Below are 23,324 nucleotides of genomic sequence, written 5' to 3'. Positions count from 1 at the left end.
TCATGCCTTGTTCCTGGACGTCTGCTTCAACAGGCGTCCTTTTTATTTTTTACTGGTGGTAAAAATTTTTCTACGCGTTTTGTTTAATAGATTAAGAATGTAGTATCAGTCAACTGTTTATAAGCCAGCCGGTTTAACTGTCCCAATACCCGCACTACCTCCTGTGCAGGCATATATTTATTCAACAGGATATTATAGGTTTGCCGGCGCACTTTGTCGTTACTGGATTCCAGGCGTATGCCATACATTATTTCCATGGCCATTTTCAGCTCCGCAAAACTGGCATTGTCCAACTGCAGGCGGGATTCTTTCCACGCAGCGGCGAGCCATACCGGTACCTGCTGCTCTGAGAACCGACCTGTTTGCTGGTTCACTGTTATTTGTTTACCCGGCAAGAGTATATCCAACTGTTGCTGAAGATGGTCTACCGCTACCTTTCCGGCAGACACGGTCACCAGCACTTCCTCCGGCGATGCATGACGCACACTGAAAGCAGTACCCAATACGCGGGTTTGTACTTTACCACTTACTACTACAAAGGGATGAGCGGCGTCCTGTTCAATATCAAAAAAAGCTTCTCCATTCAATAACGTGATGGTACGGTTTGACCTACCAAAATCAATCGTATCAAAAGCCAGTTGGCTATTGGCCTTCATCCATACAGTACTTTTATCGGGTAATACCAGTTGGTAATTTTTTGCTGCCGTTGTCACTACCAGCAGGTGATTAGGTGTGGTAGTATTACGTTGTTGCCATAGCCATCCTCCCAAGCCTAATAACAACAGTACAGCTGCTGCTGCCCATCCTATCCAGGATCTCCGCTTATGTAGAGCCGGCACCGCAGCGTCAGCCCCGTTTATTTGCAGGTGTGCAGCAATGGCCTGCATCATATCCTCCGGCATGTGTGCTGTCACTTCTTCATTCCACATTTCCTGCAGGTAATCATCCAGCAACTGCGGTGACTCCTCCAGCAAACGGGATACTTCGGCCATTTCCTCCGGCGTACATTGATGATGAATAAAACGGTCCAGTAGTGATCGGTCTATGGCCATTGCGACAACCTTTTTATTTTGATGATTGTCTATATCACGTATGTGCAATAAGAAAGGAGTAAGCGGAAAAGCGGAGTTAACCTTTTGGTAACATTGTAAAAATTAACGGGGTAATTGTTCTTTCAAAAAACGGAGCGAAAGACCAATTTGCTTTTTAACGGTAGCTGTAGAAATGCCCAGGTGCTCGGCAACTTCTTTATGCGAGAATCCATCCTGCTTCACCATCGTGAAAATCTTTTTCCGGTGCGATGGCAGCCGGTTAATAGACACCTGCAATTGCTGCAGCCGTTCTTTATAATCGAGTAGTTGCTCTGCGGGACTTTCATCACCATCGGCTGGTTGCCATTCCTGCAGGAGCTGTTGGCGGGTCGTTCTTTTACGGAGATAATCAATTACGCGGTTACGGGCATAGGTAAACAATAGTGGCAATACTTCCTGTTCCAGATCTATTTCGTGTATATGCTGCCAAAGACTAACATAACAATCCTGTACAATATCTTTTATTTCGGACTCATCGTGGGTGAGCTTTCTTACAAACTGGTACATCCGGTCTTTAGTATCCAGGAAAATCTGGTTAAATGTTGCTGCAACCGGATCGGACGACAGATATGCGGGTAATCTCCCGGTATCTCCGGTAGCTGGGTTGGAATAGCTATTATCGTGCGGCTGATGAGGATGCATGTTTACAAATCCGCCGCAAAAGAAAGAAACTAATGTTAGTAAATAGTTAAGGATATAGAAAAGATGATAAAAGATGAGGACAGGAAATGGTCTGCCGGGAGTATCCGGTTAAAATTGAAATTATCTACTCCTATTACCCGGGCAATAACAGGTTGTGACTACGAATCTGGTTATATTTAGTGTCAAATGGATAAAGAACCACTCATCATATCTATCCGGAACACGCTTTCGTCTTCCCCTCTTTCTCCTTCCAGTCAGGTACTGGAAGAGATAGCCAGCCATTTTGAGCCTAAAAGTTTTGATAAAAATGAGTTGTTTGTAAAAGAAGGCCAGGTAAGTACAGGCAGTTTTTTCATGACAGATGGCTTTATGCGCACCTTTATAAATAACACGGAAGGAGAAGAAGTCACCACTTATTTTTTCACTAAAAACGGTCATGTTTCTGAGATTACCTCGCTTTTCAGCAGAACCCGTTCAATGGAAAATATACAGTCGATTACTGCCTGCCACGGTTTTTTCCTTTCCATTGAAAAGCTCAATACATTATTTCATTCGGTACCGGAGTTTCGTGAGTTTGGACGTGCCATGCTTGTCAGAGAATTTACAGCCTATAAAAAGAGAACCCTGTCTCTTATTAACCAAACTGCAGAAGAAAGATATCGTGACCTGATAAATACCAGTAAAGAAATATTTCAGCATGTGCCGCTCAAGTACATCGCATCTTATTTAGGCATTACCGACTCCTCCCTGAGCCGCATCCGCAGAGAGTTCTCAAAAAAACAAACAGGTAGTCATTAGTTGTCATTTGACAAGTGGATTGTTGCATCGATAGTCGTTCTTTGTATAAACGATAAAACCTCAGACCGATGCAAGCCTTACCGTTTTACGTGTATGCTGTTTTTATTTTAACTGTTATTACAGCGATTGGCTTATTTTTCAGAGCGGCCCATTATTCAAAACCGTTGCTGCTTATCATTGCTGTTTGGATGATACTTCAATCCATTTTGGGTAGGAATAATTTTTATATCATTAATACAGTACCTCCCAGGTTTTTATTACTCGCCGTACCACCCTTGCTGTTGCTGATGATGCTCCTGGCAATTCCCGCCGGCCGGCGTTTTATTGACAACCTGCACGTAGGTACGCTAACGTTATTACACACGGTCAGAATACCAGTTGAAATTGTTTTGTACTGGTTATTTATTCACAAAACTATTCCGGCAGTAATGACTTTTGAGGGCAGGAATTTCGATATCCTTTCCGGGTTGTCTGCTCCGTTTATCTGGTATTGGGGAATAGTGAAAGGCCGACTGAATAAGACGTTTCTCCTGGTATGGAACCTGGCTTGTCTTGCCCTGTTACTAAATATAGTCGCTATTTCAATACATGCCGCCGCAAGCACATTCACACCATTTGCCATTGGCTATTTCCCTTTTATGTTGCTTCCCGGCTGCCTGGTGCCTTTGGTGCTGTATTCTCATGTAGCGGCCATCAGGCAATTGTTAATAAAATGATCTACATCATTATTATCTAAAAATAAAAGCGATGATACTCATTACTACGGCAACCGGCACAACCGGGTACGCCACCACCTGCGAATTACTAAAGGAAGGATACCCTGTCAGGATCTATGTCCGGTCAGCAAATCAGAAAGCCCGGGCGCTGGCACAACTCGGCGCCGAAATAGCCTTCGGTGAGCTGGGCAACTATGAAGCGCTGCTGGAAGCGTTGACCGGTGTAACAAAAGTCTATTACAACTCTCCTTATTTACCAGGCATGATTGAAAACGTTGCGCTGTTTATCAAAGCGGCTTTAGCCTCCGGAGTTGAATCAGTGGTTTTCATGGGGCAGTGGCTGGCTGAGTTTGACGATCAAAAAAGCCTGCATACCAATCATGTGAAAATCGCCTGCCAGATGTTCAGTGAATCAGGCCTCAATGTAGTGTACTATAATCCCGGATTCTTTGCAGAAAATGTGATCCCGTTAACGGAGAGTATTGTACAACTGGGCATGATGCCTTCTCCGTTTGGCGAGGGGAAATGTCCCTGGATATCCGGTGCCGACCAGGGCAGGGTGATTGCCGCACTATTAAAAAATCCGGTACCCTTTTATGGACAGAAAATACATCCTACCGGTCCCAGGTCAATAGATGCCACTGAGATGGCTGCCATCTACTCAAAAATAACCGGCAGAAAAGTTAAGGTAATGCCCATCACAGAAAAGATGTTTATGAAAGCGCTGATCTCTGCAGGATTCGACCCTTTCACCGCCGTACAGATCTCCTTTTACATGGAAGAGTTCCGGAAAGGCAGGTTTGCGGAAGGAGGACCAACGGATGTGGTAAAACGCCTGACAGGAAGGGAGCCGGAAGACTTTGAAACAATTGCACATCAATTCGTAAAATACTCGCCCAACAATAAACGGAACTTCTCCGGTATCTGGCACACCATTAAAAACACTATAAAGTTGATGCTTACACGAATTCCAAATAAGCTGGAACTAGCGGTATTAAATCAATGAAGGCACCCGGCTTTATCCTGTGAACAGATGAGAGTTATCTGCACAAAAAAGGGATTGTCTCCGTTGTGCGGCGACAATCCCTCTAATCTTATAATGCGGCTATCTCACTATTTTAAAAGCGATATGTCCATTTTTAGTAGCCATATAAATACTTAACCAAACCGGCAGCATCATTTCTGTGGAGCGGGCATGTTCAATATTCCCCAGATCAATAATATCGCTCCATCCAAACTGCTGCAAAATGCCGGTAACAGTGGCTTTGGCAGCTGCATTATTTCCAGCCAGCAGCATGGTGGCTTCACCGCCGCATTTGCTGGCATCTACCATTACCTCGCAGTTCACGATATTAAGCGTTTTCACCACCTGCGTATCCGGCAAAAATTGTTGCAATGCCTCTCCCAGGGAATTCGTATTGCATAACTCCGGGATCAGTACCGGCGCTTTGCCGGGAATAAACTGAAGTGGATTGCTCACGTCTATTAATATCTTATTCCGAAGCTGATCAACTCCCGCCTGCTTCATCACTTCCAGGGATATTTCTCCCTGGGTGCAATTAAACAGGATCTCTCCAAAGGCGGCAGCTGTTGCAAATGTTCCTGTGCTGGCATCTGCGCCATTAGCGTTTGCCCACGCCAGTCCTTTTTCGTTATCGGCCGTTCTTGACCCCATCATTACATGGTATCCCAACTGGATTAGTTTTGTGGCTATAGTGTTACCAACCATCCCTGTTCCCAATACCCCTACCTTTTTCATGTTTCCTTTTATTTTTTTACTGATGATGAATACCTGCTAATTCTTTCCCTACACGATCTGCTGAAAGACCTACCATAAACTGGCAACCATAATCCGGAAACGCAGTTAACATTACCTGTTCGAATTGTTTCCGGCTGTTGTCATTAAAAATGCCGGTGCCATTAGTGGCCTTTAATACTTCTGAACAATACCGGAGAAAGTAAGCACGTTGCTGGTCGAAATCTTTGATATCACATACCGGTCCGTGTCCTACATGGAAACTGGTATAATCTTTCAACGCCGGCGCCAGGGTTTCCAGGTTTCCCAGCCAGCGCAGGATACCACCATCATTCATATAAGTATGGTTGTTTTTGTATAACAGGTCACCAACGAAAGCAGTTTTATTCTCATCTTCCAGTAACCAGATGGAGTTGGCATCGCAATCGCCGCCGGCTCCAATATCCAGCACGGAGAAAGACATCCCGCCAATACGCACCTGGTCACCATTACCGACTAATTCAGTAGGATAGGACCATTGTGGTATCCATTCATCGCCAAACATACCAGACCATTGTGCATGTTTCGCCTGTTCTGTGTCCTGCATAAGTTGTTTCACCGCAGGCACTGCAAACACCGGGATATCCTGCTGTTGTTTCACATGCCAGGTACCTGCTACGTGGTCAGGATGGCCATGTGTAAGAATAATGCCTGCCACCGGCTTACCCAGGGCATCTGCCTGTTGGCGCAATGCAATACTGTCGCTCTTTGTCAGTGTAGTATCTACTACCACCAACTCCTTGGCGCCTTCCACGATGAAAGCATTTACCTTCAACATAGGTTCCTGCGAGGTATAAGTATGAATTCTTGTTTTCATTTTTTAAATTTGAATAATTATTAAGAGCACCAAAGGTAAATCGCTGCTGTATTACACACAATAACTATCAATTCTGACAGGTACAAAAAATCAATATGATTATTAACGGCAAAAAATTTGGATTCAGGCTTCATGGAAAAACCTACCACTGCGCCATGGATATTACAATGAGTTATATCGGTGGGAAATGGAAAAGCGTTATCCTGTGGTACCTGCGAAACAGCACCATGCGCTTTACAGAGCTACGACAACGCATGCCGGATATTACAGAGAAGATGTTAAGTCTCCAGTTAAAAACCCTGGAAGAAGATGGCCTCATCCAACGGGAATCCTTCGGTACCAAACCTCCGCTTCGGGTAGAATACTCCTTAACCCCGTTTGGAAAAACGCTGATTGCACCCCTTGAAAGTATTGCCCAATGGGGGCGGGAGCTGGGAGAAACGGAAGGTATGATAGAAGAAATGGAATAATTCAAGCGATACTTAACGTGAGTACATTAGACCTATACCCAATGAAACCTTTACGCTTACTGTTATTATGCATACTATTATCCTGCCATAACAACCCGGAGGAAGATCCGGTAATACGCGCCCAGAACAACTATTTCAAGGCAATTGCAAAAAATGATATCCAACTATCTCCCCCTAAGGAAGGTGAATGGTTGTTTGAGCACCAGGAAGGCGGACAAACCTTTGAAGCCTATAAAAAAGCAAAACCGGTAAAGCCAACTCCCAACCGGTCCGTTATTTATCTGTTGCCCGTGGGTGAATTTACGGCATTACAGCAGCGGGCATTGTCGCTTACACGTGAATATGTGGCGCTTTTCTTTCAACTGGAAACGGTGTTGTTGAAACCTATCCCGGATACCAGCGTTCCCGGGCGGTTTCAAACAGATCATTTGCAACTATTGGCGCCTTATGTACTGGATACGTTGCTGGCGGATCAGATGCCCGCCAGCGGCATCGCATTGATGGCCATCAGTGCAAAAGATCTTTACCCTAAACCGTCGTGGAACTATGTATTTGGCCTGGCTTCCTATACTAAAAGAGTGGGCGTTACTTCCATTTACCGGCTACAAAACAAACAGCTGGACACTACCAATTTTTCGCAGTGTATAGGCAGGCTAACGAATATCTCTTCTCACGAAATAGGACATATGCTATCTTTACACCATTGCATTTTTGCAAGATGCGTAATGAATGGCAGCAACAGTTTAGCCGAAACAGATAATGCCCCTAACCGCCTTTGCAGTGATTGTCAAAAAAAGTTATACTGGAATATCAGGTATGATAATAAAAAAAGGCTCCGGCAACTGCTTGACTTCTGCCGGCAACAATCGCTGAATAAGAATTGGGAATTATTTCAGGCAGATAATAAAGCGGTGCTATAACTACTGCTGCAGGTAATGCGCCATTCTTTCTGCCAGCTCCAGGATATCTTCCCGCCGGGCTAATGCGGCGATCCACTTCTCCGGAATGCCTTCCAGTCCGTAGATGAGTGCTGCCAAACCACCGGTTACCGCGCCGGTAGTATCCGTATCGCGACCTAAATTAACTGCCTTTAAAACGGCATCAGCGTAGTTGTCGGTGGTGAGTATGCACCAGATCGATGCTTCCAGCGTATGCAGCACATAACCTCCACTGCTGATGGTAGTGGTAGCTACAAAATGGATATCTTCTTTTAACAGCCGGTTAAACTTCGACATCTCATCCGGATGGATGCCTTGCTTTTTGATGAAAGCGGGAAGCGTTTGCTGCAATAACTGGTATACGGCAAACTTATCTTTCTTCAACAATATTTGCCGGGCAAACTCCAGGTAATAAAAACAGGCTATCACGGCGCGCATATGCCCATGGGTAAGTGAAGACACGTTCTTCGTGATTTCGAATCTTTCTGTGATGTCCTTATCTTTTATATAAAATAATAACGGCAAAATTCTCATCAATGATCCGTTCCCGTTTTCGGATTCATAAAATCCGCCTGCTTTAACAGGATCTATTCCTTTTGCCAGTCGCTCTATAGATTCCTGGGTAGTTATGCCTATATCAAACACTTCGCCATGTGGGGTCCAGAATGCCTTATAGCGCCAGTCGACAAAGTATTGCGCCAGTTGTTGCAAACTAAAATCTTTTGTGAGGGCTTCTGCCAGGCAAAAGGCCAGGGAGCTGTCGTCAGACCAGGTACCGGCTGGTTGCTGATGTGTGCCATACCCTACCATGTCTGTTACCGGGTGCCGTTCTAATCCTTCCCGTTCCCTGAACTCTACCGGTACTCCCAGGGCATCTCCTACTGCCAATCCTGCTAATGCTGCTTTTATATGGTTCATATCCGGAAGATAACAAGGGGAACGTTAAAAGCCAAAAGCAGTATACGTTTACATCATTCGTTACCATTGTTTTATGTAATAAAAATTCAGACATTTCTCCATGTGGCATATAAATAATTTATTATCAATAATTTACGCGGAAACCCTTGCTACCACAGATTAAATTGCCATGATGTTATTTTTTTGCTAATAAAGGCTTATCTTAGTGCATCGAATCAATTGTTACTTGTTTTAAAAAGAAAGTCATTAATCGGTTTAAACAAACTTTCAGAGAGCAAGTCAAAGTCAGAAAAGCTTAGAGAAAATAAAGAGGCAGCAAACAAGTATTTATATTTTTTATCAACAAAACGAAATCTAATATCGGCATGAGATGTTTCCAACTAATGAAATATCCTGCGCTTAACAACTACCAAAATTTGAATACCAAAAGCAACCACGCTTATTAATAGCAAAATAATCAACATCAGCTATTAACTACAGGCAGTGTTATTACCATTTTAACCTAGCAGACGAACGAACGTATCCTAAAGGTAGCCGTGCATTTAGCCACTGCATTGCTTTTAATTGCTTATGAGAATTGGCTTATGAGAATTTATATTGCTTGTGAGAAATTGTCTACGCATTAAAAGCAGCCCTCCGCTTACGCTTGTGTTGTCTATCATATAGCCGTTGCCGTTATTACAACGGGCTATACTGTAACCTCGTAATTTATTCGGAAAAAATTCAGCTATAAAGCTGTAGAGGCTGTGCTATGCCTTTACGTAAGGCTTCATTGTATAATGATTACAACAAAATAGTCACTAAATCACCAGACCGCGCTAATCTCTAAATGATCAATAAATGATCCCATTTTACAACACACTATCACCCTCTAATGGCCCACCTCATTACGAGTTGCACATGCCAGCACGACCAAAAAAATTATTAAATAAACCACAACCAAAATCAAGTTTATGATGAAAAAGACAACTCATCTCATTATTTTCATCTCGGGCGCCCGCAAGGAATCCAAAAAAGCTTTTCATAGAGCTTTCCTGGCGCTGGTTATGTTAATAGTGCCCTTACTGACTTTTGCCCAGCAAAAGATAACCGGTAAAGTGACGGCGCAGGAAGATGGATCTGCATTACCGGGTGTAAGCGTGAGAATTAAAAACACGAACACCGGTACCGCCACAGATCCTAAAGGAAACTATTCCATAACCGCTTCACAAGGCGAAGTCATTGTATTTTCCTTTATTGGTTACAACGACCAGGAAATAACTGTTACCGGCGCCACCAAATACAATGTATCGCTACAATCTGTTCGCACTGCCCTCACAGAAATTGTGGTAACAGGTCAGGGTGTGAAAAGAGAGAAAAGAAGTCTCGGTTACGCCGTAGCTACCATTAATAAAGAAGACATCGGTGACAATACCAGCCCTATCAACGCCTTAACCGGTAAGGTAGCTGGTTTGAACATTACTTCCGGATATGCGCCAGGCGCTTCTTCCAGGATCACACTCCGCGGACCTACCTCTTTCAGTGGTAATAACCAACCGGTATTTGTGGTGGATGGTATCCCGGTAAGTAATGATAACATCCGTAACGCCGACTTCCTGAACGACCAGGTAGACTATGGTAACAGGGGTAATGATATCAACCCGAACGATATCGAAAGTATTACCGTTCTGAAAGGCCCTGCTGCCGCCGCTTTGTATGGTAGTATCGCTTCTAACGGTGCAATCCTTATCACCACCAAAAAAGGAAAGAAAAACTCTCCTGCACAAATCAACTTCAGCTCCAGCTATCAACTGTCAGAAATCCTGAAATACCCCACTTTCCAGAACCAGTTTGGAGAAGGTAACCTGGATGGAATTCCTGACGACAGAAGAGAAAACTTCAGCTGGGGTGAGCCTTTTGATGGCAAGGAAAGACCCTGGGGCCAGGTGATTAATGGTAAACAACAATTAAAGAAATACGAAGCGATCCCTGACAACGTGAAGCATTTCTTTGATAAAGGCCAAACCTTTAATAACAACCTGACTGTGTCCGGCGGTAATGAGAAATCAACTTATTTCCTGTCCGTAGGCGCATTAAATAACAAAGGCATTATTCCAACTACCAACTACAACAAGTACAGCGTTAGGGTGAGTGGTTCTTCTGAATTCTCTGAAAAGTTCTCCAGCCAGGCTTCTGTGGGATATACTAATATCTCCAGCCAGCTGCCACTGGGCGGACAAACCAACTCTACTTACGCCTCTATATTCCAGCAGCCAAGGGATGCTCCTATCGTAGACTTCAAAGACCTGAGCAATCCATATAACGGCACCTTCACCGGCGCAGATGGTACTGCCTACTATGGTTACTATGGCGCCTATACGAAAAATCCTTACTTCCTGATACAGAACTACAAAAACAATAACACCGTAGAACGTGTACAGGGAACGGTTTCACTGAGCTATAAACCTATTGCAGGCCTGGATATCACAGAGCGTATCGGTGCGGACATCTATAGTGACCGTAGATATGAAAAAGGAGCTAAATACTTCTACCAACCATTTGATCCGTTTTATGGAACCAACAACTGGTCAGACAATGGTAAATATTCCCAGGATGTTAATAACTACAGCCAGATTAACCATGACCTGATCATCACTTACACCCGCGCGCTGACCAAAGACCTCAATATGAAAGTACTGGGTGGTAATAACGTGCGGATGGTCACCAGTAATAACCTGTTTGCAGCTACCAATACTAATGGCGGTCTGATAGTACCCGACTTCTACAACCTGGATAATTCCAAGGGGCCTATTAACTCCACCAATACGCTGACACAAAGAAGATTGTATGGTTTTTATGGAGAAGCAGACTTCGATTATAAGAATATGCTCTTCCTGGGTGGAACTATCCGTAATGATATTTCCTCTACCCTTCCCACCAACAATAACTCTTACGTATATCCCAGCGTAAATGCTGCGTTTGTTTTCTCTGAGCTGTATAAAGACAACGCTTTCAGCGACATCCTCAGCTTCGGTAAAGTGAGGGTCAGCTATGCAAAAGTAGGTGCTGATGCTCCTGCTTACCGCCTGCAGACCACCTACACTAAAACAGACATCAGCGCTGACTTTGGTGAGATCCTGTTCCCAATTACCAGCAATGGTAATATTGTGCCTGGTTTCTCCCGCCGTACTTTGATCGGAAATCCTGATCTGAAACCAGAGTTTACCTCTTCGTTTGAAGTAGGAACAGAGCTGTCTTTCCTTAAAAACATGATCAACCTGGATGTAACTTACTACAATACCAAGTCTACCAACCAGATTGTAGATGTGCCCATTCCTAACAGTTCCGGTTTTAGTTTCAAAACTATGAACGTTGGACAAATGACCAACAAGGGCCTGGAAATCGGTTTAAAGGCAACGCCGGTAAATACTTCCTATGGATTAAGAGTAGACCTGTTTGGTACCTACAGCCATTTGGATAACAACGTTGATTATATCAACGGCGACCTGCAACAGGTAGCTATTTCCGCTGGTATCAGTGGTACTACTGCCATGTCTCAGGTAGCAGCTAAAGGAAAAAAATATGGTACTTTCTATGGTACCGGGTTGAAAGTAGATGACAATGGCCATGTGGTAATAGACAAGGCAACCGGGTTACCGATTGCTAATGCTACCCGCTATTTTGGTTCTTACCTGCCTGATTATATGGCTTCCTTCGGTGGTAGCATTTCCTACAAAGGATTTATGCTGAAATTCCTGTTTGATACCAAGCAAGGTGGTGTATTCTATTCCAATACCAAGAGCCTGATTGACTTTGGTGGATATGCACTGGAAACTGCCGCTAATAACAGGCAAGACTATGTGTTCCCGAACTCTGTATATGATGATGGTACCGGTAAAATGGTTCCTAATACCAGCATCAAATTCCATCCATATAACTACTGGACCAATGTTAAACCAGCGGGAGAAGATATCATAGACGCCAGTTATATTAAATTGCGTGAAGCTTCTATTGGTTATACCTTCAGCCAGTCCATGTTAAAACGTACGCCATTTACCAAATTAGGAATAGTACTCTATGGTAATAACCTCTTCCTGTGGGTGCCCGGCTCCAACAAATTTGCGGATCCTGAAATCAACGGTCAGGGAGCCAGCAACGTACAGGGATATGAGTTCTTATCCAACCCTTCTCTTAGAAACATGGGTATTAAAGTGGACGTATCATTCTAATTTAAACCAGGCCTAAAAAAGAAAATTGATGAAAAAGAATATAATCACACTAGCCTTTTTGTCTGCCCTCCTGCTTTCAGCACCAGGGTGCAAAAAGTTCCTGGATGTTAATAAAGATCCCAACCATGCGGTGGACGTAACAGTAGACGTACTGTTGCCCTCCGCGCAATCGGGGCTGACTTTTGCTCTTGGTAATACACTCACCATTGATGGCGGCATCTGGGGACAGTACTGGACACAGAGTCCTACCTCTTCTCAATATAAAAACCTGGACCAATATTCTCCCTCAGAAGGTGATTTTGGAAACGTATGGTTCAACATCCAGGTAGATGCACTGGAGAACCTCCAGAAAGTGATCGACAAAGGTAACGCCACCAATAAGAAGCAATATGTAGCCATTGGTATGTTGTTAAAGGCATATGCCGCCCAATTGAGCACCGACTTATGGGGAGATGTACCTTTCACCCAGGCTACACAGGGGGATGCCACTACACCAATCCTGTATCCAAAATTTGATACACAAAGCGACATCTATACCGGCATCGTGAAGCTCATTGATGATGCTACCAAGCTCATTGATCCAGATGATCCGAATGCTCCGGGTGGTGATGATCTGATTTACGGAGGCGATATGACAAAATGGTTGCATTTTGCCAATACGCTCAAGTTAAGAGTAGGACTTCGCCTCGCAAAGAAAGATGCTACCAGGGCTGGTAACATCGTTAAAACGCTGCAGGGTGCTGATTTTATCCAACCGGGAGAATCTGCCCTTCAGAACTTCAACTCTACTGGTGGTCAAACCAACCCGCTGTATGGCGCGATGGCAGGTAGCGTATTAGGCAGAATAACCAATCTGGTGGCCAGTTCTACTGCTGTTAATTTCTTCAGTGGTAACAGTGATCCCAGGCTGAACGCGTTTTACAATAAAGTAGGTAGTGCCGTTGTGGGAATTCCCCAGGGCAGTTTCAATAACCCTCCTACTACCACCGTATCACTCCCATCAGCTGCTACAGGTGCCAATCCAACAGATGCTAATTCCGCATTTGCTCCTGTGAAACTGATGACAGATTACGAAGCTGACTTCCTGCAGGCTGAAGCCATCGCCAGAGGATGGCTCACTGGTGCCACAGCAGCTGATATGTATAACCAGGGTATTACCGATAACTTTACCGCTTACGGAGTAGATGGTGCTGCTGATTACATGGCACAACCCGCCATTGCCTATCCAGCAGGCGGAGATGTAGAAACACAGGTAAAGGCCATCATTACACAGAAATGGGCAGCAATGTGCGGTAACCAAACCATAGAAGCCTGGACAGAATGGAGAAGAACCGGTTATCCTTCCTTCTTCGTTATTTCTAAAGCTTCTATTATTGGCGCCAACAGATGGCCTGGCATATTCCTGTATCCATCTTCAGAACTGACCAGGAATCCAAATGCGCCTAAAACCAACCATTTAGTGTACGATAAAGTTTGGTGGGCTAATTAAGAGACACGCCGAAGGCGTGTCAACAATATTCTTTTAACAATTAATTGTTTGGCATGAAAGCGTTATTATATATCTTCCTGGCAGGCGCGGTGATGCTAACCGCCTGCACGAAAAAATCGGAAAACGTGTACACCAAAATGGTGACACCCGTTTTCCCCGTCCTTACTTTGAAAGGTGATCCTGTAGTTACATTGAGCGTTGGCGGCTCTTATACGGACGCCGGTGCTACCGGATACGACAGTCTTACCAATACCACCACACAGCTCACTCCCACCTCTAACAATGTGGACGCAGCTAATGCAGGCTTCTATGTGGTAAACTTTCAAACCATCAACCTGTGGGGATACAGAACACTGGGATCAAGACTCGTGTTAGTAACCACTATTTCCCCTGCGGACGATATCAGCGGTACTTATAAACGCACCAGCAACGGACAGGAAGTACATGTTGTGAAAAAAGGAACAGGACTGTACACCGTCGATAATCCGGGTGGTGTTGCCGGCAACCCTGCGTTCATATTTCCGTACTACATCGGGTTTACAGATGCATCCACCTTTGAAGGTCCTACCCAGAATACGCCGCTTGGTGGGCTGACACTGTCCAGCACCAGTATCATACGTAATGGCACCGACGTGACACTGAAATGGGTGGTAAATAACCCAAACTTCGGTACTTCTGTACGTACCTTCGTAAAACAATAACTGTCACATTTCTTTTAAATAGAAAACAGCCCCGCCGTGGCGGGGCTGTTTTTTTTATGATACCGGTTGAACAGCTGGGTACCCCGGTTGAAAATATATCACCACCTGTTTAAATGATTTTTCCACTCTTGTTTTTATGTCCACCTTCAAGTCGTTAAACCATCTTTATGAAACGACTATTATTCTGCTATCTTTCTGTATTTACCATCATTTCCTACTATAGCCAGGCACAACAACATCCAGGATATCTTACCCTCAGATTAACCAAAGGAGATACACTCGCCAACATCTACTCCCGGACCATCGCTATTACCGGCGATCAATTCCAGCCGGTAGTATACCGTGTAAGCGGCAGCAGCTCCTATGTTGTTACCAACAACGATGCAAGAAATCCTTCTTTTACGGAAACGGATATTTATGATGAACAGCCAGACACCCATGCAGAGGTGACGATAGGTCTTAACGGCACCAATGTATTTGCCGGTAAGTCGTTTCTAAATCCAAATGCCAGCGGTTTATTATACAGTGAATTTATATGGGGTCCCATTCCGGCAAAGCTACACGAAGGCGATACGTGGCAGCATACTATTTCGCAGGCGTGGGAATTAGGCGGCCCCGGTACACAAACCGTGAAAGTGATAGCCCTGGATCCACAGCATGCTACCATTACGCTGCAACGGGAAGATACCAGCGAAGGCTTCTTCGATCACGATGTGCAACAATTACCCATCACCACGAAAGAGGCTAAAAAGTTAAAGGCAACGGTTACTCCCGGCACCGCACATTGGACAGGATACACCTCCTTTAAAAACGGTGTAGTGATCAGTGATGAACTGCTGGTGATCCGGCCGGTCACACTGGAAGCTGAAGGGCAGCGCTTCAGCGGAAAACAACGGGAATACATGTTGCTAAACGCTATGCCCCATCATTTACTATAATATACGGAAGCATTACTTCCGATTCATCAGCAAAAAAACATAAAAAAAGGTACGCTTCCGCGTACCTTTTCTTCAATGAGTAACTTTCGATATAAAATTAGATAACTTTCACGTTAACTGCAATTAATCCTTTTTTACCATTTTCTACTTCATACGTTACCATGTCATTCTCACGGAGCTGGCTGGTAGTACCTGAAATGTGAACGAAAATGTCCTGGCCACCATTGGACGGAGTAATGAAACCAAATCCTTTGGATTCATTGAAAAATTTAACTTTACCTTGTTGCATTATTTTAAAAATTAATTACGCCCAATATACACTTATCATGCCGAACTACCTAAAAGTTTTAGGTATCTTATTAAATAAATATTAATTAATATATTTATTTAATATAATAAATACAGAAGTCTTATAAAAACAAGTGTTTAACTATAAGTATTTTATTGTATCTATGTGTATTTTACAGGCATTTCATTCATCGTTTAAACCGTTTTGTACATGTACGGAGACTTATCCATTCTTCTTTTACTGGGCGGCGCCGCTACCCTGATCTTATTGGTAGGTCTTATTCTTGCCATCATCCTCTTCTTTAACAAAAACGCCATACTGGAAACCATTGCCTGGATATGCGCCATCATATGGTTGTTTTTAGACCTGGGCATGGCCTATAGCGGTATGTTCGCAGAAGAAGGATTGGGTGGTACCAACTACTTCATGTACCCGCTGCTCCTACTTTTTTTTCTGCTCATACAGTACCGGTCTAACACAGCTACAGGACAAACACTGAAGGTGCTGTATATGATCAAAACAGTACTGGCCCTGCACTTTGCAGGCAACGCCTGTTCTCAGATTCTCAACGCGCTCACTGCCAACAATATCATTCCTTACAGCGAAAGTTTGTTTCCCTGGGTGATGATGATTATTACTTCCCTGATTGCGGTATCACTACTGAGTTATATGACCTACCTGTATCTGCAGCGCATCCAGGCCAGCATCAAAAAAAACGAGGTATTCCAGAACGCCATCATATTCACATTTTGCGTTGGATTAGCACACACCCTCCTATGGCAACTGCTTTTCTTCCTGGAATATCACGGACGCTTTTCTGAGATCAGCAGCTCATTATATGCACCAACGCAACTGGTCAGACAAGTGGTATACCTCGTCGTAGAATCCACGATAGCTGCCGGTATTGCCGCATATATCTATAAGTCAAAACAGGAACGTTTACCAGATCCGGTAAAAGAATAATTTATTAACAGGATCATAATACACCGGGACACTTCGGATTTTTAACTTTGCGCGTTAACCAGCACGATTAACTGGTAAATTATTTTTTGCAGGCAGTTGTAACGAGCTGCCTGTTTTTTTTAATACTTAATCGCTCCACACATGATTCAAAGAAGATCGCTGCTGAAAAAAATGGGCGGCCTGTTACTTGCGCCGGCCCTTCCTTATTCCGCATTCGCCGCTAAAAGTAAACCTACGCTGAGAATTGCACACCTGACCGATATACACCTGTACAATGATTTAGATGCGCCTAACCGCCTGGCGAAATGTTTCCATCATGTACAGCAACAAACACCGAAAGTAGACCTGATCCTCAACGGCGGCGATATTGTATTTGACATGAACAAGGAAAACCTTTCCAATATCCGCGACCAGTGGCGGTTGTGGCATTCCGTGGCGGCAGCAGAATGTAAACTGCCCATGCACTACGTACTCGGCAACCACGATATCTGGTGGGAAGAACAAAATAAAAACTCCGCCGTTTATGGCAAACAATATGCCCTTGATCAACTGCAGTTAACCACTCCTTACTACAGCTTCCAGAAAAATGGCTGGAAATTTATCTGCCTGGACAGTGTACACCTGGATATTGATGCCACCTGGTACATTGGTAAACTTGGCGAAGCGCAGTTTGTATGGCTGGAAAATGAATTGAAAAACACGCCACCCGGTACACCGGTTTGTGTATTGTCGCATATTCCCATCCTTACCGCCACTTTAATGATTGAAGATGGTATCGTTAATAAATGGGAAATGCTGGGCGGTGATATGCATACCGATACCGCCGCTATTATCAAACTATTTTACCAACACCCGAACGTAAAACTATGTTTGAGCGGACATATTCACCTGCGTGATAAAGTAGTATACAACAACGTGACCTACCTGTGTAATGGTGCCGTAAGCGGTGCCTGGTGGAAAGGTAACAAGCGGGAAACCGCGCCGGGATATGGTTTGATTGACCTGTATGCAGACGGTACCTTCGATGAAAAATATGTGAAATATTAAAGAGAGCAGAAAGCGGAAAGCAGAAAGCAAAAAGCTATTGTAGCGAGTGATAGTAGCGGGTATTAAAATTATATATTCGATTTTTTTATTCGCTACAATAGCTTTTTGCTTTCTGCTTTCCGCTTTCTGCTCTCCCTATCTGCGCCAGTTCACGGTCGTAAATACAATAGCGGAATATTGATCCTTTTCATACAATATTCCTATTTGCTTTTTTCCAAGTGCCACGATGTCTGAATAAGCCGCATAATCATAACCCGCTTTTCGTTTGCCATCTCCCTTATAAATTAGAAAATGCTGCTTCCACGTTTGCCCATCATCATAGCTGATACGCAGGGTAAGATTATCTCTGTGCAGTGAGTCGGCCGCATTGCAGAATGCCAATATATTTTTTTTGCCGGCCCTGCCGATATCCAGGATACTGCCCTGGCAAACAGGATCTATTAATTGTGGATCCCGGTAGGTGGTATCCCAGGTGGCGCCGCCATCGCTGCTAACAGACACCACTCTCCGATGTATATCTTCACGGTTTTGATTACGGCTATTCATCATCAGCTTCCCGCCGGAGAGCGCTGCTGCCATAGATTCATTACTACCGGGAACGGATATACTATTTCCTGTTTTAAATGTTTTGCCGTGATCATCTGTATAATATCCGTGGGCCACATAATGTGCGGCGTGGGCCACCGGCGGCCCGGCGGTATGATTGGCGGCCACAAAAATACGTCCTTTAAAAGGTCCTTCCTGTAGCTGCATCGCATGCCCGGGGGTATTGGCGTAGTAGCGCCAGTCTTCCGCAAAATTAAATGCCGGGTCCACCGCGGGCTGCTTCAAACGATGTATCTGCCCTGTAATATCTACCGGTGTATCCCACGTACGACCACCATCTGCAGAAGTTTTATAAAAGCAACGCTTAATACCTTTGCCGCGGAGAATATCACTTTCTTTAGCAGTGCCGGTATTATAAAAGAAAAATATTCTCCCCCCAGGATAGGCAGGATCTGTTAGATCTACTACCGGACCGGGGTTCGACAACTGCATATCCCCGGAACCTGCTATTACCTGCAGCGCTGACCAGGTACGACCCTGATCCGTACTTCGCTTCATCACCATGTTGATGTTACCGTAATCGTCAAGGCCATCCAGGCGGCCTTCTGCAAAGGCCAGCAGCTCACCGTTGGGCAACCGGATAATAGCGGGAATACGAAAAGTTTTATATCCATCGGTACCTGATACAAACACCGGCACTTCTTTTCGTTGTGCCATTCCCGTTAACGCTAATAAAAGCCCTACAATGCCCCATATCATTTTCTTCATACTACTTGGTTTAACAATTACTTACTTCAAGGTCAACTGCTGCAGCCAGTCTTTCATCCTATCGGCGGTTAATAATTTTACTTTGGGGAAATGTTGCTGCCCGAAGCAGGAAAGGGTACATAGTAATAAAATGAGGGTTCGCATATGAGGGAATTTAATTTTATACGAATTATACCACCTCCTCCTGCTGCAACAATTTCCGCGTATAGTCGAGGCCGGTAGTATAGATATCTTCCAGCTTATTAAACTCAAACATGCCATACCGGCCTAATTCAGCCGGTTCAATAAAATAGCTGCACAGTTGTTTATTTTTCAGTACCGGCTCACGGATAGCGAGATGCAATGTTCTTTCCACATTAGCCAGGAAACCACTGGCCGGGTTATAAGGTGTAAGTGGATTTACATGGACCCCGATAATATCCCGGTATTGTCCCAACAGCGGCTCTATAGGCAGGTTGCCGGACAAGCCGCCATCTACATATTGTATACCACCTATTTCTACCGGCGGAAATAACAACGGTACGGAAGATGCCGCCAGGATAGCCGGAATCAGGTCTCCTTCGCTGAAAATAGTTTGTTCACCGCTGGCAAAATTAGTGGCGGTAATATATAGGGGAATGTTCAGTGACTCAAAAGTTTTGTGCCGCAATGTTTGTTGCAATACTTCTGCTACTTTTTTGAGAGACAGGAAACCTGCGCGCCAGTTCTTCCACTGCATAGACAGGCCCAACTTATTTTTTTTGAATATTTCTCTCACTTCATCGGTGCTGTAGCCATCGCAGATAAAAGCGGCCGCAATAGATCCGGCACTGGTAGCAGCAATGGCTTCGGGGAAAACCTGTTGTTCCGCAAAGGCTTTCAATACCCCCAAATGCGCATAACCGCGGGCGCCGCCGCCGGATAACACAAATGGACGTTTTATACTGGTATGTTGGTTGTTCATCCCACTAATTTAAAAAACCGTGGCTAACGGAGTGTTTTTTTATTTTTTTTGAAGATGATATAGGTCGGGCTTTCTTGAATCGTCAGGCGGATACCATTGTCGCCGGATTTTTCCCAGGCTACTGCCGGCGCAGGTGTATCTGTAGTAGCCATGCCTGTGATACGGACAGGTTTACCCGGCAACTGATCCAGCGTAGTGGTAATAGTGTGTGGCTGGTAGTTGTCTTTATGCTGTGTATCAGCGCCAGTGGGCGACCACGCTACCCATACCAGGGACTGTGGATCTTTCCCATCTTCAAATTCATATATATACAACTGGCCTACCTCCTGCTTTACCACCCGGTGAAAACGGAACTCACCCAGCATTTGATACAACTGCCGCACGGCCCAGAAAGCAGGTTTGGGTACAAAGTTTCGTGTGAGCCCGGAAGCCGCGTGGAAAGAGGCCTCGTCCTCATCATTATAGTAATAGAGATAAGCGCGTTGTACATCACGCACTGCAAAAGCCAGGAAAGAGCGTACCAGGTATTGCGCCTGTTGCAGGTCTGTAGCTCCCTGCCAGTTGAGTTTCAGTGCCCAGTCTTTCCGCTGCTTCATAGCTGCGGGGGTACAGGCATCGTAACCAAATTCCGTGATCCACACTTCCTTACCGGGAGCATGTTGATTGCGCCAGGTAATAGCTTCATCTACTACCTTCAGATAGCGCAGGGAAGGATCTTCCGGGAAACTTCTATGCCAGGTGTTTTCAATGGTCGCAGATTTTTCCATGGTGGCATAGGTATGCAGATTGATGATATCATATAGGGGGAGTACCTGTTTATCTCCATAAAAATCATCTAATCCCTGTGAATAATTATCTCCTTTACCCGCTACCACAGCGGGTGTTACAATCTTCATCCGGGGATCTCCCTGGCGGATACCTTGTGCCATTTTTGTAAAAAGGGTTTGGAACAGGGCTGGTTCAAAGCGGTTACCGGGTTCATTATCTATTTCCAGCGAGGTGCACAGCTGTTCCTTCCCGGAAGGGCCATAATAAGCAGCCATCACCTTTCCATAGTCGTAGGCCCATTGTTCATGTCCTTTCCACAATTGCCGGTAACGTGGGGCACCTACGCCAAAGAGCCGGAACTGCAAACAGATATCGGTTTCCAGTCCTGCGTTCTTCCAGGGACCATATACATCATTTTTCCAGTTGAGCTGATTAACGGTAACGGGTATATGAAGGGTATCACCGGGGGCGTTGGCATCCCAGTCCATATTATGATAACTACGTACCAGGCGGCACACCTGGCCATGCAGCGCCGGCCGGAAGGTGACATGTCCATTGACGCCCATAAAGTCCTTAAACAGGGGTTTTATGGCTACGGGAATGGTATCGGGGTGCGGAATAGTTTCAGGGGTAGCGCAGCCTGTTTGCAGGGAGATAACGCAGTATAAAACGGCGGCAAAGAATAGTTTCTTTGGCATGGTGAGTAGCATTGCCACTGAAAATAGGAATAATTTTATATAAAGCCAAAAGCTGAAAGCAAAAAGCTATTAAAGCAAATGACCAGCGCGAGTATTTAAATTACTCATTTGCGCTGGTCATTTGCTTTAATAGCTTTTTGCTTTCAGCTTTCTGCTTTTAGCTTTTAGCTGGCGTTATATTACCATCCTGGTGTTTGTTTGTAAGCTCCATCGCTCTTAATAACTACGTCTGGATTCATTGGCCAGGCCATATGTTTGGCTGGATCAAAATTACGCGCACGCCATACTTCTTTGATAGTGTAAGGTGAGGCAGGATCAGCTTTATTAGTATGAATACGCCCGTGCAATGGCGCTCTCAGTTTGTCAAAGTCACCCCATCTTTTCAGGTCCTGGCATCTGTCAGTCCACTCACAGGCTAATTCAACGCGGCGCTCGTGTTTCAAGTCAGCCATAGTTGGGCTGGGAATGCTGGCCAATCCTACACGGTTGCGCACTTCATTTAAAGGAGCTGCTGCTTCGCCACTTTTACCTTGCATAATCAATGCTTCAGCCTTAAACAACAGTATTTCGGCATAGCGCATTAAAGGCAGGTTTAGGGCAGTTGTGGGATAGTCAGGACTTTGGTTAATGTTAGGGTTGGTACTTGACTTACCATCTGTTCCATATGAGTATGGTTCCATGTATTTATTGATCTGGAAACCAGACAAGCTGTTATTGGAATAGTAGGTGAAGTTTAATCCGAAGTAGGTGAATTTATCTCCAAATTTCAGGATGGTAGCTTCGCGTCTTGGATCATTAGGTTCGTATTCGTCATACAATTCTTCTGTCGGTTGGAAATATCCCCAGCCGTTGAACATATTCCATCCGGTATTTTCCAGTACCACACCTGGGAATTCGGAACCACCCTGTGTACCGGAAGTAACGGACCACATATATTCAGAGCTCCAGTTACCAGCAATAGAGAACACGGCTTTATAGTTTTGTTTGCCGTTTGCTTTGTCTTTGATCAATGCACGATGCCCTTCATCCCGGATTTTATCACACAAAGCGGGGATCAACGCCCATTTGCTTTGATCATATTGAGCCCAGTAAGCGTAAGCTTTTACCATATAGCCCCATGCTGCTGCTTTATGTGGTCTTCCCTGATCAGCAGCACCATATGTTTCGAAAAGTGGCAACAGATCAGCTGCTTTTTGCATATCGCTAACTACCTGTGCATAGTTGTCTTTTACAGATGGTAACTGTGGAGGAATACGTTTTCCAAACTGCGCATTTTCCGGTCCATCAAAAGGAACACCCTGGTCTTTATGTCCCCAGACATAAGCGATCCAGAAATGCACAAACCCTCTCATAAAATAGGCTTCACCGAGTGCCTGATTGCGGGCAGCTTCTGAAGTATTTTTAGAAGTAGGTACATTTTGAATAACCTGGTTGGCTCTGTTGAGTGTTTTATACAGATCTTCCCAACCTGCAGTCAGGTAGCCTTCCCGGCCGCTTGGAATGAAGTTCTTGATATTTTCGGCATTGGCTTTGGATCTTCCTACAATCAGGTCATCGCTGGCATCCTGCACCCAGAATAGATCTCTACCCCAGGTTGATTCATTGGGCATAGTTTCATACAAAGAGGCAGTGGCTTTTTTGAGATCAGCATCACTCTGCCAGAAATAAGCAGTAGAAGGCGCTCCGTAAGGCTTGGCGTCTATCCACTTTGTACAGCTACTTAACCCGGCTGCGAACGATGCCAGTAAGCATATATAATTGAATCTTGATTTCATAATAAT

22 protein-coding genes are annotated in these 23,324 nt (G+C 44.6%); 11 read left to right on the top strand and 11 right to left on the bottom strand.

The annotated features are described in order from the left end of the window. Window positions 1-83: 83 nt before the first annotated feature. Window positions 84-1,052, bottom strand: a complete 969-nt coding sequence (locus tag J7623_RS18915; protein ID WP_291923228.1) for a FecR domain-containing protein — start codon at window positions 1,050-1,052, stop codon at window positions 84-86. Between the two features lie 102 nt (window positions 1,053-1,154). Next, the gene (locus tag J7623_RS18910; protein ID WP_291923226.1) at window positions 1,155-1,733 is read right to left on the bottom strand and encodes an RNA polymerase sigma-70 factor; all 579 of its coding nucleotides are present in this window, start codon (window positions 1,731-1,733) and stop codon (window positions 1,155-1,157) included. A gap of 186 nt (window positions 1,734-1,919) precedes the next feature. Here J7623_RS18910 and J7623_RS18905 point away from each other — a divergent pair, with 186 nt between their 5' ends. The 3 genes from J7623_RS18905 to J7623_RS18895 all read left to right on the top strand — a co-directional run bounded on the left by J7623_RS18905 (window position 1,920) and on the right by J7623_RS18895 (window position 4,253). Further along, window positions 1,920-2,531, top strand: a complete 612-nt coding sequence (locus J7623_RS18905; RefSeq protein WP_291923224.1) for a Crp/Fnr family transcriptional regulator — start codon at window positions 1,920-1,922, stop codon at window positions 2,529-2,531. A gap of 68 nt (window positions 2,532-2,599) precedes the next feature. After that, a complete protein-coding gene (locus J7623_RS18900; protein WP_291923222.1) occupies window positions 2,600-3,247 on the top strand; it encodes a hypothetical protein in 648 nt (215 codons plus the stop codon). A 31-nt stretch (window positions 3,248-3,278) separates the two neighbouring features. Then, a complete protein-coding gene (locus J7623_RS18895) occupies window positions 3,279-4,253 on the top strand; it encodes an NmrA family NAD(P)-binding protein (RefSeq protein ID WP_291923220.1) in 975 nt (324 codons plus the stop codon). 99 nt (window positions 4,254-4,352) lie between these two features. Here J7623_RS18895 and J7623_RS18890 read toward each other — a convergent pair whose 3' ends face one another. Then, entirely contained in the window at window positions 4,353-5,006 is a 654-nt protein-coding gene (locus tag J7623_RS18890) for an NAD(P)-binding domain-containing protein (RefSeq protein ID WP_291923218.1), read from the bottom strand. Window positions 5,007-5,022: 16 nt separating this feature from the next. Further along, on the bottom strand, window positions 5,023-5,859 hold the full coding sequence (locus tag J7623_RS18885; protein WP_291923216.1) for an MBL fold metallo-hydrolase: 837 nt from the start codon (window positions 5,857-5,859) through the stop codon (window positions 5,023-5,025). Between the two features lie 155 nt (window positions 5,860-6,014). Here J7623_RS18885 and J7623_RS18880 point away from each other — a divergent pair, with 155 nt between their 5' ends. After that, entirely contained in the window at window positions 6,015-6,329 is a 315-nt protein-coding gene (locus J7623_RS18880; RefSeq protein ID WP_291923214.1) for a helix-turn-helix domain-containing protein, read from the top strand. Window positions 6,330-6,370: 41 nt separating this feature from the next. Then, the gene (locus tag J7623_RS18875) at window positions 6,371-7,249 is read left to right on the top strand and encodes an archaemetzincin (RefSeq protein ID WP_291923212.1); all 879 of its coding nucleotides are present in this window, start codon (window positions 6,371-6,373) and stop codon (window positions 7,247-7,249) included. Here J7623_RS18875 and J7623_RS18870 read toward each other — a convergent pair whose 3' ends face one another. Further along, complete coding sequence (locus J7623_RS18870; protein ID WP_291923211.1) at window positions 7,250-8,185, bottom strand: ADP-ribosylglycohydrolase family protein; 936 nt, start codon at window positions 8,183-8,185, stop codon at window positions 7,250-7,252. A 953-nt stretch (window positions 8,186-9,138) separates the two neighbouring features. On the opposite strand from J7623_RS18870, the gene J7623_RS18865 reads away from it, so the two are divergent. The 4 genes from J7623_RS18865 to J7623_RS18850 all read left to right on the top strand — a co-directional run bounded on the left by J7623_RS18865 (window position 9,139) and on the right by J7623_RS18850 (window position 15,521). After that, complete coding sequence (locus tag J7623_RS18865) at window positions 9,139-12,393, top strand: SusC/RagA family TonB-linked outer membrane protein (RefSeq protein WP_291923209.1); 3,255 nt, start codon at window positions 9,139-9,141, stop codon at window positions 12,391-12,393. Window positions 12,394-12,421: 28 nt separating this feature from the next. Further along, complete coding sequence (locus tag J7623_RS18860) at window positions 12,422-13,882, top strand: SusD/RagB family nutrient-binding outer membrane lipoprotein (protein ID WP_291923207.1); 1,461 nt, start codon at window positions 12,422-12,424, stop codon at window positions 13,880-13,882. A gap of 53 nt (window positions 13,883-13,935) precedes the next feature. Beyond that, entirely contained in the window at window positions 13,936-14,583 is a 648-nt protein-coding gene (locus tag J7623_RS18855) for an immunoglobulin-like domain-containing protein (protein WP_291923205.1), read from the top strand. Window positions 14,584-14,750: 167 nt separating this feature from the next. Next, window positions 14,751-15,521 (top strand): hypothetical protein, encoded by a 771-nt coding sequence (locus J7623_RS18850; RefSeq protein WP_291923203.1) that lies wholly within the window; start codon window positions 14,751-14,753, stop codon window positions 15,519-15,521. A 97-nt stretch (window positions 15,522-15,618) separates the two neighbouring features. Here J7623_RS18850 and J7623_RS18845 read toward each other — a convergent pair whose 3' ends face one another. Further along, window positions 15,619-15,810, bottom strand: coding sequence for a cold-shock protein (locus J7623_RS18845; RefSeq protein ID WP_366839355.1), 192 nt, complete (start codon window positions 15,808-15,810; stop codon window positions 15,619-15,621). 210 nt (window positions 15,811-16,020) lie between these two features. Between J7623_RS18845 and J7623_RS18840 the strand changes: the two genes are divergently transcribed. After that, window positions 16,021-16,773: a hypothetical protein gene (locus J7623_RS18840; protein WP_291923201.1), complete on the top strand. Its 753-nt coding sequence runs from the start codon at window positions 16,021-16,023 to the stop codon at window positions 16,771-16,773. 141 nt (window positions 16,774-16,914) lie between these two features. Then, window positions 16,915-17,820 carry a metallophosphoesterase gene (locus J7623_RS18835; RefSeq protein WP_291923199.1) on the top strand — a complete coding sequence of 302 codons (906 nt, stop codon included), beginning with the start codon at window positions 16,915-16,917 and terminating at the stop codon, window positions 17,818-17,820. Window positions 17,821-17,955: 135 nt separating this feature from the next. On the opposite strand, the gene J7623_RS18830 is transcribed toward J7623_RS18835, so the two are convergent. The 5 genes from J7623_RS18830 to J7623_RS18810 all read right to left on the bottom strand — a co-directional run bounded on the left by J7623_RS18830 (window position 17,956) and on the right by J7623_RS18810 (window position 23,318). Further along, a complete protein-coding gene (locus J7623_RS18830) occupies window positions 17,956-19,134 on the bottom strand; it encodes a sialidase family protein (RefSeq protein ID WP_291923197.1) in 1,179 nt (392 codons plus the stop codon). Window positions 19,135-19,155: 21 nt separating this feature from the next. Then, window positions 19,156-19,278, bottom strand: a complete 123-nt coding sequence (locus tag J7623_RS18825; protein WP_291923195.1) for a hypothetical protein — start codon at window positions 19,276-19,278, stop codon at window positions 19,156-19,158. Between the two features lie 25 nt (window positions 19,279-19,303). Continuing rightward, window positions 19,304-20,077, bottom strand: coding sequence for a patatin-like phospholipase family protein (locus J7623_RS18820; protein WP_291923193.1), 774 nt, complete (start codon window positions 20,075-20,077; stop codon window positions 19,304-19,306). Between the two features lie 23 nt (window positions 20,078-20,100). Further along, entirely contained in the window at window positions 20,101-21,543 is a 1,443-nt protein-coding gene (locus tag J7623_RS18815; RefSeq protein ID WP_291923192.1) for a hypothetical protein, read from the bottom strand. Between the two features lie 179 nt (window positions 21,544-21,722). Continuing rightward, the gene (locus J7623_RS18810; protein WP_291923190.1) at window positions 21,723-23,318 is read right to left on the bottom strand and encodes a RagB/SusD family nutrient uptake outer membrane protein; all 1,596 of its coding nucleotides are present in this window, start codon (window positions 23,316-23,318) and stop codon (window positions 21,723-21,725) included. Window positions 23,319-23,324 lie beyond the last annotated feature (6 nt).

It is taken from the genome of Chitinophaga sp., assembly GCF_017745275.1.
Classification (GTDB): Bacteria; Bacteroidota; Bacteroidia; order Chitinophagales; family Chitinophagaceae; genus Chitinophaga.
The sequence above is the reverse complement of the archived record's forward strand: the minus strand, read 5'-3'. Positions and strand labels throughout refer to the sequence as shown.